Annotated in this window: 15 protein-coding genes; 5 read left to right on the top strand and 10 right to left on the bottom strand. The window is 73.3% G+C overall.

Annotated elements, in window-relative coordinates; translation table 11 throughout:
- Positions 1 to 48 precede the first annotated feature (48 nt).
- Positions 49 to 441: a cupin domain-containing protein gene (locus ACPCK6_RS14885; RefSeq protein WP_013284343.1), complete on the bottom strand. Its 393-nt coding sequence runs from the start codon at positions 439 to 441 to the stop codon at positions 49 to 51.
- A 249-nt stretch (positions 442 to 690) separates the two neighbouring features.
- A complete protein-coding gene (locus tag ACPCK6_RS14880; RefSeq protein ID WP_423481391.1) occupies positions 691 to 1044 on the bottom strand; it encodes a hypothetical protein in 354 nt (117 codons plus the stop codon).
- Between the two features lie 331 nt (positions 1045 to 1375).
- On the opposite strand from ACPCK6_RS14880, the gene ACPCK6_RS14875 reads away from it, so the two are divergent.
- Complete coding sequence (locus ACPCK6_RS14875) at positions 1376 to 2392, top strand: beta family protein (protein WP_423481390.1); 1017 nt, start codon at positions 1376 to 1378, stop codon at positions 2390 to 2392.
- Positions 2393 to 2394: 2 nt separating this feature from the next.
- On the opposite strand, the gene ACPCK6_RS14870 is transcribed toward ACPCK6_RS14875, so the two are convergent.
- Positions 2395 to 2676, bottom strand: coding sequence for an iron-sulfur cluster biosynthesis family protein (locus ACPCK6_RS14870; RefSeq protein ID WP_047894073.1), 282 nt, complete (start codon positions 2674 to 2676; stop codon positions 2395 to 2397).
- 317 nt (positions 2677 to 2993) lie between these two features.
- On the opposite strand from ACPCK6_RS14870, the gene dacB reads away from it, so the two are divergent.
- Entirely contained in the window at positions 2994 to 4577 is a 1584-nt protein-coding gene (gene dacB, locus ACPCK6_RS14865) for a D-alanyl-D-alanine carboxypeptidase/D-alanyl-D-alanine endopeptidase (protein ID WP_423481389.1), read from the top strand.
- 21 nt (positions 4578 to 4598) lie between these two features.
- Here dacB and ACPCK6_RS14860 read toward each other — a convergent pair whose 3' ends face one another.
- From ACPCK6_RS14860 to ACPCK6_RS14840, 5 genes are all read right to left on the bottom strand, one after another.
- Positions 4599 to 4910: a hypothetical protein gene (locus ACPCK6_RS14860; RefSeq protein ID WP_047894075.1), complete on the bottom strand. Its 312-nt coding sequence runs from the start codon at positions 4908 to 4910 to the stop codon at positions 4599 to 4601.
- An 87-nt stretch (positions 4911 to 4997) separates the two neighbouring features.
- Positions 4998 to 5903: a hypothetical protein gene (locus ACPCK6_RS14855; protein WP_396880111.1), complete on the bottom strand. Its 906-nt coding sequence runs from the start codon at positions 5901 to 5903 to the stop codon at positions 4998 to 5000.
- 125 nt (positions 5904 to 6028) lie between these two features.
- Positions 6029 to 7018, bottom strand: a complete 990-nt coding sequence (locus ACPCK6_RS14850; RefSeq protein ID WP_423481388.1) for a hypothetical protein — start codon at positions 7016 to 7018, stop codon at positions 6029 to 6031.
- Positions 7019 to 8038: 1020 nt separating this feature from the next.
- Positions 8039 to 8491 (bottom strand): pyridoxamine 5'-phosphate oxidase family protein, encoded by a 453-nt coding sequence (locus ACPCK6_RS14845; RefSeq protein WP_396880109.1) that lies wholly within the window; start codon positions 8489 to 8491, stop codon positions 8039 to 8041.
- 54 nt (positions 8492 to 8545) lie between these two features.
- Positions 8546 to 9139: a pentapeptide repeat-containing protein gene (locus ACPCK6_RS14840; protein ID WP_423481387.1), complete on the bottom strand. Its 594-nt coding sequence runs from the start codon at positions 9137 to 9139 to the stop codon at positions 8546 to 8548.
- A 56-nt stretch (positions 9140 to 9195) separates the two neighbouring features.
- Between ACPCK6_RS14840 and ACPCK6_RS14835 the strand changes: the two genes are divergently transcribed.
- Together ACPCK6_RS14835 and ACPCK6_RS14830 are read left to right on the top strand one after the other, a co-directional pair.
- On the top strand, positions 9196 to 10428 hold the full coding sequence (locus ACPCK6_RS14835; RefSeq protein WP_423481386.1) for a serine hydrolase domain-containing protein: 1233 nt from the start codon (positions 9196 to 9198) through the stop codon (positions 10426 to 10428).
- 55 nt (positions 10429 to 10483) lie between these two features.
- Entirely contained in the window at positions 10484 to 11125 is a 642-nt protein-coding gene (locus tag ACPCK6_RS14830) for an NAD(P)-dependent oxidoreductase (protein ID WP_396880108.1), read from the top strand.
- A 16-nt stretch (positions 11126 to 11141) separates the two neighbouring features.
- On the opposite strand, the gene ACPCK6_RS14825 is transcribed toward ACPCK6_RS14830, so the two are convergent.
- Together ACPCK6_RS14825 and ACPCK6_RS14820 are read right to left on the bottom strand one after the other, a co-directional pair.
- Entirely contained in the window at positions 11142 to 11606 is a 465-nt protein-coding gene (locus ACPCK6_RS14825) for a PPOX class F420-dependent oxidoreductase (RefSeq protein WP_030272926.1), read from the bottom strand.
- Between the two features lie 32 nt (positions 11607 to 11638).
- Positions 11639 to 12280, bottom strand: a complete 642-nt coding sequence (locus ACPCK6_RS14820; protein WP_194799524.1) for a DUF6642 family protein — start codon at positions 12278 to 12280, stop codon at positions 11639 to 11641.
- 257 nt (positions 12281 to 12537) lie between these two features.
- Between ACPCK6_RS14820 and ACPCK6_RS14815 the strand changes: the two genes are divergently transcribed.
- The coding region (locus ACPCK6_RS14815) for a D-Ala-D-Ala carboxypeptidase family metallohydrolase (protein ID WP_423481385.1) at positions 12538 to 13302 on the top strand (765 nt) is incomplete at its 3' end.

Genomic DNA, 13302 nt, shown 5'->3' with positions numbered 1-13302 from the left:
CATCTCCGGTAGAGCAGGGGCCCCCGCTTAACACGTGCGCACCGGGCGTCAGGACGTCGGCGGCTCGTCCTCGCCCGCCTCCTCGGCGGCGTCCGCCTCCTCCTTCGTCTTGTGCACCGCGCCGTCGGCGTGCTCCGGCGGGCCGTAGACGGTGTAGAGCACCAGCGGGTTCGGCCCGGTGTTGACGAAGTTGTGCTTCGTGCCGGCCGGTACGACCACCAGGTCGCCGGAGACGACCTCCTTCTTCTCCCCGGCCACCCGCGCCTCGCCGGTGCCGCTGACGAACGTGAGGATCTGGTCGATGCCCTCGTGGACCTCCTCGCCGATCTCGCCGCCCGGCGGAATGGTCATGATGACCAGCTGGGTGTGCTCCCCGGTCCAGAGCACGCGGCGGAAGTCGGGACTCTTCTCGGCGACTGTCGCGATCGTGAAATGCTCCATGGCCCGCTCATACCCCGATCACGCGCCCGCCACGCCGGGAGTCGCAGATGGTGGAATTCCCCACGCCGATCCGGTTTGGATGCCCTGAGAAGGGGCATGTGCTGCCGACAAGACCGGTGCGGGCTGGGCCGGTCGAGCCAGGTCCCCGCCGGCGTACCGCCGTACGGCTGCGGTGGTGGGAGACGGCCGGAGCGCGGCGACGTTACGACCGGAGGTCGTGCGGCGCCGTGCGCTCGTCTGCGGGTCCGGTCAGGCCAGCACGGCCAGGTGGAACGGGCGGTCCGCGTGCCCGCTCGCGCCGTGCGTCTCGACGAACACCGCGTTGGCGATGCCCGACCGCGGCGCCACAGTGATGACGCCCTGCGGTACCAGCCCGTTCGCCGTCGCCGGGCCGACCGTCCCGACGTACGCCGCCCCGGCCACGTCCTGGTCGAACGCCACCTGGTACATCCCGGCGGCGAGCCGGGTGGCCGAGGTGGCGCCGAGGCCCCGGACGAGCCGTCCGTTGGCGTCGACCACGGCGAACAGCATGCGCGCGGTGGCCGGCAACCCGACCGGCGAACACGAGTTGATCTCGGTGTCGGCGCGCGCGGCATCCCGCATGCTCGGGATCGGCTGGCCGGTGGTTTCCCTCCTTGCCCTGCGGCTCGGCATGGTGATCCTCTCTCCCGCCGGTACGCCGGCAGGAGGCGTTCGTGCACTTCCGGGCGATCGTCGGCGGTCCCCCTCGGTGATTCCGACGCTATGTCGGCGAACCGCCCGGCAACCAGCCGGAGGACTGTCCGATCACTGACAGTGGACGGCTCTGAGCTGCGGAAACGTCGGCCTGAACGTCGACTTCACGGCTCGCTCCGCCGACCCCGCGACGCCTTCTCGCGGAACCGGAGCCGACCGGAAACCATGACGCAACGCAATTGTCTGGCTACATTGAAGTATGGTGCCGCCGCTCCGAGGTCGACCTCCGGTCTACCGCCCGGTGCTGGCCGCACGACGCGGGGAGCTGGAGGCGCTGACCCGGCTCGACGACGCCTCCGCCGCGCTGCTCGCACCGATCCTCGACGTTCCGGCCGACGCGCCGTCCATCGTGGACGCGCTGAGCCGGCTGCCCGACGGACTGCTGCCCGCCGTCGACGTGTCGGCGCTGCCGGACAGCGCGGACCACGATCCGGCCCGCTGGGGCGTACCGCTGGTGCCGGTCATCGGTCTCGCGGACAGTGACCGGCGGCTGGCCGCGCACGGCGCGGCGGCCCGGGCCTGGGCGCACCACGCGGTGGTCCGGTTGCGGGTCGGCCCGGACCGGGCCGGACCGGACGCCGCGACGGCCGCGGCGGAACGGGTGTGGCGGGTGACCGGACTGCTGCCCGAGCAGTGCGATCTGCTGCTGGACGCGGGGGACGTGTGCTGCCGGGCCGACGTCCGGCTGGCCGAGCCGAGGGTCCGGCGGGCGGCGCAGTGGGCCCGGCGGCACGCCTGGCGCTCGGTCACGGTGGCCGCGGGCGGAATGCCGCCGTCGCTGTCCCGGCTGCCGGTGGACGAACCGGTGCGGCTGGACCGCTACGACTGGTCGCTCTGGCGGCGCCTGGCCGACCTGGACCTCGGGTACGGCGACTACGGCGTCTGCTGCGCGGTGCGGGACGCGGACGAGCCGGGCGACCGGACCCCGACGCTGCGCTGGGCCGCCGACGACGCGTGGTGGGTGTACCGCTGGTCGCGGCGAGGCGGGCGGGGCGACGAACGTTTCGCCGACCTGTGCCGCACGCTCACCACCGCGCCGCACTGGTCGTCGGCCGGGGCCGGCTTCTCCTGGGGCGACCACGAGATCGTCCGGCGGGCCCGGCGGGGCGCCGGCGCGGGCTCACCGGCCAGCTGGATCGCGTGGAGCACCTCACACCATCTGGCGCACGTGCTGGCCGCGCTGGTCCGGCCGGAACCGGACCAGCGGGCCGGCTGAGCTCACTCCTTCTCGGTGAACCCGAACTGGACCACGCCCTCCTCGTCGACGACGGCGTCCACAGACGTGTCGTTCAGCAGCTCGGCCGCGTCCGAGTCGAGGAAGATGCGCGCCCCCTCGGTGTCCACCACCTGGTCGCCCTGCACCGGCTGCGGCACCAGCTCGATCGAGAGCGAACCGGCGTCGGTGTCGGCGGCGATGCGCAGCCCGCCCGCGTCGGCGACGTCCTGCTGGGCGGCGAGGTCACGGATCACCAGGACGGCGTTGTCGGTCATGGTCAGCATGGCTGAACTCCTCATGGCTGGATGTCGGGTTTCGCGGGCGACACGGCCCACGCGGTCGGCTCGCGACCCGGAAGCGGGCGAGACACGTCCCGCCGCGCTGGAAGCAGGGCGGTTCCCCGGCCCTCACCCCCACCGTGCCCGCTGCCAGGTCATCCGTCAAACGGAACCCGGCGATCGGCCGCTCCCCGGTGAACAGGTGTTTTCCCCGAGTCGTACCGGGAACACCCGGGGGATCGCGGTGCCCGCGTCGGCGGGCCGCAAATAACCTTTCGCACCGGAGCCTTTCCCGCAGGAAATCTCCGTGGCAGCATCGTCCCATGCATCGACGCCTATTCCCCCGGGCGCTCGCGGTGCTGGCGCTGGTCGCCACCGCGGCCGCCGCCGGCACCACCACCGCCACCGCCGAAGCGCCCACCCCCGCGCAGACCCGGCTGAACGCCACAATCGACGCGGTCCTCGCCGACAGCCGCCTCGACGGGGCGCAGGCGGGCGTGGTCGTCGTCGACACCACCGCCGGTCGTACGCTCTACGACCGCAACGGCACCCGGCGGCTCATCCCCGCCTCCAACACCAAGCTGTTCACGTCGGCTGCGGCGATGGAACTCCTCGGTCCGGGTCACCGCTTCACCACCGAGGTCAGCGCCGACGGGCCGCGCCGCGCCGGGATGCTCTCCGGTGACCTCTACCTGCGCGGCGGTGGCGACCCCACCATCCTCGCCGCCGACTACGACCGCCTCGCGCAGCAGGTCGCCGCGGCCGGCGTACGCGTGGTCGCAGGCGACCTGGTCGCCGACGACACCCGCTACGACAAGGACCGGCTCGGTCCGGACTGGACCTGGGACGACGAGCCCTACTACTACTCCGCCCAGGTGTCGGCGCTGACAGTCGCCCCGGACACCGACTACGACGCGGGCACCGTGATCGTGCACGCCACCCCCGGCACGCGGGCCGGCGCCCGGCCGAAGATCACCATGACGCCGGAGAACGGCTGGCTGCGGATCGACAACCGGGCCGAGACGGTCGCCGACGGCGAGACCACCATCTCCTTCGAGCGCGAACACGGCGGCAACACCGTCGTGGTGACCGGCCAGATCGCCGTCGGCCAGGCCGCCGAGAGCGACTGGGTCACCGTGTGGGAGCCGACCGGGTACGCCGCCGACGTGTTCCGCTCCGCGCTGCGGCGGCACGGCGTACGGGTGCTCGGCCGGACCGTGCTCGGCACCGCCACCCCGGACACCGCCAAGCCGCTCGCCCGGCACGACTCGATGCCGCTGGCCGACCTGATGGTGCCGTTCCTCAAGCTCTCCAACAACGGCCACGCCGAGGTGCTCACCAAGGAACTCGGCCGGCAGCTGTCCGGGTCCGGCACCTGGGCCGCCGGGCTGTCGGCGATCAGCGGATACGTGGGTGACGCCGGAGTGGACACCGGCACGCTGCGCCAGCGCGACGGGTCCGGCCTGTCCCGGCGCAACCTCGTCCCACCGGCCCAGTTCGTCACGCTGCTCTCGGCGGTCCGCACCGAACCGTGGTTCGACACCTGGTACGCCGCCCTGCCGGTGGCCGGCAACCCGGACCGGCTCGTGGGCGGGACGCTGCGCAGCCGGATGGGCGGCACCGCCGCCGCGAACAACGTGCACGCCAAGACCGGCAGCCTGACCGGCGCGTCGGCGCTCTCCGGCTACGTCACCGACGCCGACGGACGGCTGCTCGCCTTCTCGATCGTGCTGAACAACTACCTCACCTCGTCGGTGAAGGGGCTGGAGGACCAGATCGCCATCGCGCTCGCCTCGTACTCCGAGAAGGAGACGGCGACCGCCCGGCGGACCGTGCCGGTCGCGCCCGAGTCGCCGCGCGTACCGGAGGGGCGGGAGTGCTCCTGGGTGAAGCCCGCGCTCTGCTGACCGGTCCGGCCGCCCCGGTGCTCAGGCGCCGGGGCGGTACGGGCGCGGGTCGGCGGCGGGGTCGCCGCGTTCGACCAGCGCGTCGATCTCGGCCGACGGCAGTCCGCGCAGGGTGAGCACCCGGCGGCCCCACACGTGCAGCCGGCACGGGTGCGGGCTGGCGTCGTTGCGGCAGATGGTCCCGCCCGACCAGGCCCGCGGCGCGTGCACCACCACCGCCCGCACCGCGAACTGGACGTCCTCGACCGTCACGTACGGCGGCATCGGGATCTCGCGCAGCACGTCACAGTCGGTGCGCGGGCGGGTGGGTGCGACGGGTGCAGGGCCGGTCATCGGTCGGGCCTCCACAGAGGATGGTCGGACGGGACAACCGAAACGTACGACGCCCGGCCGGGTACGCGACGGACAAACTGTCCCCGCTCAGCGCAGCGCCACCGCCTGGAGGCTGACGTTGCCGCAGTCGCCGAGCGACTCCTCCACCGTCCAGTTCAGCAGCAGCCGCGCGCCACGCTGGGCGCGGAACTTGATCGTGAACTCGGTGGTGAGCGCGGTGTGCGGATCCTCCATCCGGAGCGTGGTCACCGGGCCGCCGCTGGAGACGCGCACGTCGAGGCGGCCCCGGGCCATCCAGAGTCCGGCGTACAGACGCACCGTGCGCTGCTGCCCGTCGGCGGCCACCGACAGGGTGAACCCGCTGCCCCGGTGGCAGGTGTAGACGCCGGACATGGTGCCGCTCGCCGACGCGACCGGGTTGCCGTCACGCCAGGCGTACGCCTCGGGGTTGTTGCTGAAGCTCTCCCGCCGCCCCCGGCCGCCCTCGTCGCGGATCTCGCCGGAGCCGCCCCGCTTGCGGACCGTCCGGTCGGCGCCGGTGAGCCCCCAGTGGACCCAGTCGGTGGGCCCGGCGGCGGTGAGGTCGACGGTGGCGGGCACGTCGGCGCGGGTCACGGTGACGGTCGGCGGCGGCGCGGGCGTCGGTGACGGTGACGGCGTGGACGGCGACGGGCTCGGCGACGGCGGCCGCTGGCGGGGACGCAGCCCCGGGTTGACCACCGAGTCGTCGGCCTCGTTCGGCAGCCCGACCCGGCCGGGCGGTGCCACCGGCACGCCGGCGTGCTCCTCGCGCGGCGCGTCGTGCCGTTCGACGCCCAGGTAGACGGCCAGCGCCGCCAGGCAGAGAAGGGCGGCCAGCCCTTCGAGCATCAGCCGACGCCGGCGGCGCAGCCGGCGCAACGCGGACCGGGTACGCGGAAGGCCGTGCCGGTGCGAGCCGGGGCCGGTACGCGGACGGTCCTCCTGGCCCACCACACCCTCCACTTCGGTCACGACACCGACGGATACGACAGGTGCGCGACGGGCTTCACGGTGTCACCGCACGGCTCTTTGCGCCATATGTCGAGTGACGGGCGTTTCCAGTTCGTTACCTGACGACCGCTCGCCGGACCGGCCGCTCAGCTTACCGTGATCGCCTGCAACGCCACCCCGTCGTTCTGGCCGCCGGTCACGGTCAGGGCCTGCCACCTGATCAGCAGCCGCTCCCCCGGGGCCGTCCGGAAGCGGATGACGTACTGGTAGAAGCGGTCACCCGCGGCGAGGGCGACCTCGCGGACGGCGGGGTCGCCACCACTGGACAGCGACAGGTCGAGCCGCGCGCCGGCCGAGAACGTGCCGACGAACAACCGGACCGTACGCAGATCCCCGCTCCCGGCCACGCCGAGCGTGAAGCTCTTCCCGGCGCCGCGCTGGAAGACACCCGCCCGGGTGCCCTCCTGACGCGCCGTCGGCGTGCCGTCGGTCCACTGCAGATCACAGGCGCCCGCGTTGTGCTCGAGCCGCTCGCCACCCGGGTCCTGGATCTCGCCGGTGCCGCCCGCCTTGCGGTGGAAGCTGTCCGCGCCGGTACCGCCCCAGTGCCGCCAGTCCCGCGTACCGAGGTCGGTGAGCGACAACGACCCCGGCAGCGGCGCCAGGTCCACGTCGAGCAGCGGCCCGCCGGTGACCGGTGCCTGGTCGCTGGGTGCCTGGTCGGTTGGTGCTTGGCCGGGTGGTGCTTGGTCGGTCGGTGCTTGGTCGTTCGGTGCCTGGTTGCCGGGTGCCGCCACGGGCGCGGTCTCCCGGGTCAGTGGGGGCGGCGTGGACGACCGGGCCGCGTACGCCAGCGCCGCCACCAGGCCGGTCACGGCCACCGCCGCCAGCACGGCGCGTCGGCGCCGACGGCGGGCCCGGGCCACCGCGACCCGGGTAGCAGGGGCGTCGGGCGGTGGACGCATCGGACCGGCGATCGGGGCGAGGGTCCGGCCCAGCCGGGTCGTCGTCGCTCGGGCCGCGGCGCGCAGCCGGACGCCGAGACCGCCGGTCACGTCGGACAAGCCGCCGGTCAGGTCGGCGAGGCGCGCCGGGATGCTCTCCCGGGCGGAGTGCCGGCCCGGCCTCGCTTCCACCGGCGGGTCCGCCCCGGCTGGCTCGGCCGGACCGAGGGCGGCGCCTGCCGACCCGGCCCGACTGCGGGAGGCGCCTGCCGACGCGGCCGGGCCGAGGGCGGTGCCTGACGACATCGCCGGCTCGGGGGTGGCGGCCGGCCGGGCCGGCGACGGACCGGACAGGTGCAGTCCGATGGGCGCCGGCCCGACCAGCGGAACCCGGCCGCCGGGCGGATTCGGACGGGTCTCGGGGCCGACGGGCGTCGACGCCCCCGGTACGAGCGGGCCTGGTCCGAGCCGGCCCGGGGCGAGCGGAGTCGACGCACGTGAGCCGGGCGCGACGGGAGCCGCCGCACCGGGTTCCGGCACGACGGGACCAGCCAGGCGTGTGCCGGGCGCGGGGGTGTCGACCGGAAGCGGGCCTGCGGCGGGAAGGTCGGGAGTCGGCGGGCCGGTGGTGCGCGGAGGCGGCCAGACAGCGGTACCCGGCGGTTCCAGGTTCCCCACGGAAACCCGATCGTCCGGGTCGGCAGGTGGACGGTCGCCGTCCGGCGGGGTCACCGTCCGGGGCGCGGCGGGTTCCGTGTCCCCGGGCAGGCGGCGTGGACCGGCGGGGTGCTCCGGCGCGTCGACCGCGTCGTCCGCTGTGGGCAGCCAGCCCCCGACCCGGATCCCGGTACGCGCGATGTCGTCCTCAGCCACCGACCCTCCCTCGGCCACCGGCGGCGAGCGGCCCGGCCCCGTGGCTCGCCGTAGGGAGGATGACACAGAACGCGATCTTGCAGAAGGCATCAGCCCTCGCAATTCCCCCGCCCGCCAGGCGCCGACCACCCCAGCAGAACAGATCTTGGAAGATTCCCGCCCCCATAGGGGCCACTCCATACCAAGATCTCCACAACCCAGCCACAGCGCACCGCGCCCACCCGGGACCGTCGGGTCGATCATGAAGTTGGCGGCGGCGAGACGGGCATCAAGTGCCGCCAACTTCATGATCGACGCGTGTCAGCGACGGCGGTGGGCGGCGGGGAGGGGCCGGGGGGGTCAGTGGCGGGTTCGGTGTCGGAGGCCTCGGGTGGGGTGCCAGCTCTCGATCACGAGGTGGTCGGGTGGCTCGCCCACCCGGGTGAGCACCACCTCGGTCAGCTCGATCCGGAAGCGGTGCGAACCGTCCTCGGCGGGCGGCTCCTCGTGCGCCCGGCCGGCGATCTTCGCGTCCCCGTCCCAGGTGGACGGGGCGTCCGGCGGGGTGTCCTCGGTCGGGCTGTGCAGCGCCACCCGGGGGTCACGACGCAGGTCGCGCGCCTTCACCGCACCGGCCATGCTGCCCAGCCGCAGCTGCCCGTCGTCGCCGAAGTCGAACTCGGTGCCGCTGATCCGCGGCGAGCCGTCCCGCCGCAGTGTCGCCATCGTGCCGTGCTTGCGGACCGCGAAACGGGCGCGCACCCGCGCCGCGAACTCGGGCTCCGCCGCCACCAGATCGGACCACCATGTCATGCGCCCGAGTGTGTCCGGAAAACCTGACAACCCGCGGCATATTTCCCGGCGGACTCAGCCCACCTGGAAACCGAGCGCCTGGGCCAGCATCACCGCCTGCTCGGCGTCGATCCGCGCGCCGGAACGCTGCACCGCCGTCGGGTCGAGCGCGGACAGGTCGCTGCCGCGCAGGTCGGCGCGAATCAGCTTGGCGGCGTGCAACTGGGCGCCGGAGAGGTCCACGCCGGTCAGCGTCGCGCCGGTCAGGTCGGCGCCGGTCAGGTCGACCTCGCGCATCCGTACGTCGGTGATCCGCGCCCCGCGCAGGTCGGCGCCGGCGAGCGTGACGAAGGACCAGTCGCCCCGGTCGACCCGCAGCGGGCGCAGGTCGCAGCGGTCGAACGTGCTGCCGACCAGCTTGCACCCGGTGAACTCGGCCTCGAAGAGGTTGCACTTGCTGAACGAGCACCTGCTGAACGCCGAGTCGGTGTGCCGGGAGGCGTTGAACGCCACGTTGCCGAACACGCAGTCGGTGAAGACCGCGCCCCGGCTGACCGCCTCGGTCAGGTCGACGTGGAAGAACTCGCATCGCACGAAGTGCCGGTCGGCCAGCTCCTCGGCGTACCAGTCCTGCTGGCGGTAGGTGACGTCCTCGACCGGCTCGGGCATGTCACCGACCCTAGTGACACTTCCCGGCCGCGGGTACCGGCGGGTAGGTTCGCGTCGTGAGTGTCACGGTGAGCACCGACCCCGGCCACGTCGGCCTCGATCCCGCCCGGCTGGCGCGGATCGACGATCACTTCGCCCGGTACGTCGACGACGGCCGGCTCGCCGGCTGGCAGATCGTGGTCACCCGCCGGGGCGAGGTCGCCCACTCCTCGACGTACGGGCTGCGGGACCGGGAGGCCGGTACGCCGGTCGAGCCGGACACGCTGTGGCGCATCTACTCGATGACCAAGCCGATCACCTCGGTCGCCGCGATGATGCTCTGGGAGGAGGGCCGGTTCGAGCTGAACGACCCGGTCAGCCGCTGGCTGCCGGAGTTCGCCGACGTACGCGTCTACGACCGGGGTTCGGTGCTCAAGCCGTACACCGTGCCGGCGGTCGAGCCGATCCGGATCTGGCACCTGCTCACCCACACGGCCGGCCTGACGTACGGCTTCGCCCAGGTGTCGGTGGTCGACGGCCTGTACCGGGCGGCGGGCTTCGACCTGGGCGTGCCGGCGGGCGCGGACCTCGCGGCGGCCTCGGCCGGGCTGGCCCGCCTGCCGCTGCTGTTCCAGCCCGGCACGAGCTGGAACTACGGCGTCTCCACCGACGTGCTGGGCCGCCTGGTCGAGGTGATCTCCGGGCAGTCGCTGGACGCGTTCTTCGCCGAGCGGATCCTGGGCCCGCTGGGCATGACCGACACCCGCTGGTGGGTGGACGCGGCGGACGCGAAGCGCCTGGCCGCGCTCTACGCCCCGCACCCGGCCACCGGCCAGGCGGTACGCGCCGACGGGGTGGGCCGGGCCGCGCTGGCGGAGCCGACCTGGCACTCCGGCGGCGGCGGGCTGGTCTCCACGGCGGCCGACTACCACCGGTTCACCCAGTTCCTGCTGCGCGGCGGGGAACTGGACGGGGTCCGCCTGCTCGGCCCGCGCACGGTGCGCTTCATGACGCGCAACCACCTGCCGGGCAACCGGGATCTGGCCTCGTTCTCGCCGGAGGGCTTCGCGGAGACGATCCTCGACGGGATCGGCTTCGGGCTGGGCTTCGCGGTGGTGCTCGACCCGGTGCCGTCGCGGGTGCCCAGCAGCGTCGGCGAGTTCTACTGGGGTGGCCTGGCCAGCACCGCCTTCTGGGTGGACCCGGTGGAGGAGGTCACCGCGCTGCTGTTCACCCAGCTGATGCCGTCGAGCACGTACCCGCTGCGCAGCCAGTTGCGCCAGCTCGTCTACTCGGCGATCGTCGACTGAGCCGGTTCGGCGGAACGTCCCGCCGCCCGCCGGTGGGCTGCCTAGCCTGTGAGGCATGAGCGACATCGTCGTGTTCGGCGCCGGCGGGACGGCAGGCTCGCGGATCGCGGCCGAGGCGGTCGAGCGGGGACACCGGGTGACAGCGGCGGTGCGGCGTCCGGAGGCGGTCGGCTACCTACCCCCCGGCGTACGCACAGTGACCGGCGACGCCACCTCGGCGCGGAGCGTACGCGAATTGGCCGAGGACGCGGACGTGCTGGTGGTGGCCATCGGCGGCGGCGAGCGGAACCTGTGGCGCGACGCCGCGCGGACGCTGGTCGACACGTTGCGTGAGCTGCCGGACCCACCTCGGGTGATCCACGTCGGCGGCGGCTCGACGCTGCTCACACCGAAGGGCACCCGTTACCTGGACGAGCCGGACTTCCCGGAGGAGTACCGGGACTCGGCGCACGGCCAGGCCGACGCGCTGGAGTTCTACCGCACCAGCGCGGACGGGGTGACCTGGACGTACGTCTCGCCGCCGCCGCTGGAGTTCCACCCGGGTGAGCGGACCGGGCACTACCGCACCGGCACCGACCACCCGGTGACCGACGCGCAGGGCCGTTCGGTGCTCACCTACGAGGACCTGGCGGTGGCGATCGTCGACGAGATCGAGGATCCCCGGTTCGGCAACGCCCGGTTCACCGTCGCGTACTGATCCGGCGCGTACCGATTCAGTCGGCCAGCCGGGCCGGGAAGCCGCCGGTGGCGATCGGGCCCCACGACTCGATGGTGACGCGGATCAGCGACTTGCCCTGCGCGACCATCGCCGACCGGTACTCGTCCCAGTCCGGGTGCTCGCCGGAGATGCTGCGGAAGTACTCGACCAGCGGCTCCAGCGCCTCGGGCAGGTCGAGCACCTCGGCCACGCCGTCGACCTGTACCCAGGGACCGTTCCAGTCGTCGGAGAGCACGCACGCGGAGACGCGCGGGTCGCGGCGGATGTTGGCGACCTTGGCGCGCTCGGGATAGGTGGAGATCACCAGGCGGCCCTCGGCGTCCACGCCGCAGGCCACCGGGGAGGACTGCGGGCGGCCGTCGGAGCGGGTGGTCATCAGCACGACGTGGTGGCGGGGGCGGAGGAACTCGATCAGGGCGTCCCGGTCGACCCGGGTGTTCTTCGCGATGCTGCGTGCCATGCCCTCGGTTCTACCAGGCACGCCCGTCGTTCTCAGCGCGGACGCCCGGCGGACCGCTGCGCCGGCACCTGCTCGGGCACGCGCGGGCGGGCCGAGGGCCGCCAGGCACGGCCGTTGGCGTAGATGACCCGGAAACCGAGGTACGCCGCGAGCGGCGCCCAGTGCGCCGAGCGCATCCGCACCTCGGCGGCGTTGTGGCGCTGGCCGTTGGCGAGCACGTCGAGCAGCACCGTCTCGAAGGCGGCCGACTCGACCCAGTCGACCTCGCGGGTGAAGCCGCAGATCAGCGCCGCGCCGGTGACGTCGAGGAACTCGCGCAGCGTGGCGTCGGAGGCGCGCAGCACCGAGCAACTGCCGAAGTAGAGGCGGCGGCCCTCGCAGCGGCCGGCCATCCGCTCGGCCACGTCCGACAGTTCGACCGAGTCCCAGTCGGTGAGGCAGAGCCGGCTCGGCTCGCCGTGCATGGCGAAGAAGCCCACCCGGTGGTCCGCGTACTGCTTGAGCAGCCACCTGTCGACGAAGTAGAACAGCTCGTCGCGGGTGGCCGCGTCCTTGTGGATGTAGCGGATGCGGCCGAGTCGTTCGAGCAGGTCGAGCGTGGGCAGGACGGATCCTCGTTCGTTGAGGTCTCGGTGCCACTGCCCCTCGACGCAGAACACGCCGCCACGCGCCAACGCCCACCTCCCCGCCCGTCGAGGTCGCCGCCCGGGTCCGGGAGCAGACGTTACCGCCCACCTCCGACGGGCGACACCCGGCGCCGCGTACGCAAACAGGCACTATTCACAGCCGATATCCAGGAACCGCCTGATGTGAGAACAATTTCGGCTAATCACCACGAAGAATCCTCTCACCTGTCACGGTGAGAGAGACGGGACGTACCGGTCGATGTGCCCGTCCAACCCCAGTTCCGCTCTGACATCGGGAGGACTCTGTGCGCGTCAACACCCTGAAGCGGGCGGCGGTCGCGTTCGCGCTGGCCCTGCCCGGGGCCGCCGTGGCGACAGTCGTGGCCGCGCCACCGGCGCACGCCGACGGCTGCTACACCTGGAACCGGACGCTGTCCCAGGGAAGCTCCGGCGCCGAGGTCCGGCAGCTCCAGATCCGGGTGGCCGGCTGGGCAGCGTACGGCGGCATCGTCCGGGTCGACGGCGTGTACGGCCCGGAGACGGCCGCCGCGGTCAAGCGCTTCCAGGCCGCGTACGGGCTGCGCGCCGACGGCGTGGCCGGACCGCAGACGTTCGCCAAGATCTACGACCTGCAGAAGGACAGCGACTGCACGCCGAAGCACTTCAGCTACGCCGAGCTGGACAACGGCTGCGGCAAGGGCGGGTGGGCCGGCGGCCCGCTCTCCTCGTCGGCCACCCGGGAGAACGCGCTGCGCACCATGTGGAAGCTGGAGGCGCTGCGGCGCAGCCTCGGCGACAAGCCGCTCTACGTGACCAGCGGGTTCCGCAGCATCGCCTGCAACCGGCAGGTCGGCGGTGCCGCGGACAGCCAGCACCTCTACGGCACCGCGGCCGACCTGATCGCCAAGCACCGCAGCCTCTGCGACATCGCCCGATCCGCCCGTGACCAGGGCTTCAGCGGCATCTACGGCCCCGGCTACCCGGACCACGACGACCACACGCACGTGGACTCGCGGCGGGAGAACAACCGGGACAAGGCGCCGAACACCAGGGACTGGTCCGCCCCGGAC

It is taken from the genome of Micromonospora sp. AB353, from assembly GCF_049538395.1.
Lineage (GTDB): Bacteria > Actinomycetota > Actinomycetes > Mycobacteriales > Micromonosporaceae > Micromonospora > Micromonospora aurantiaca.
Note: the sequence above shows the minus strand (reverse complement) of the source record. Positions and strands in the feature narration are given on the sequence as shown.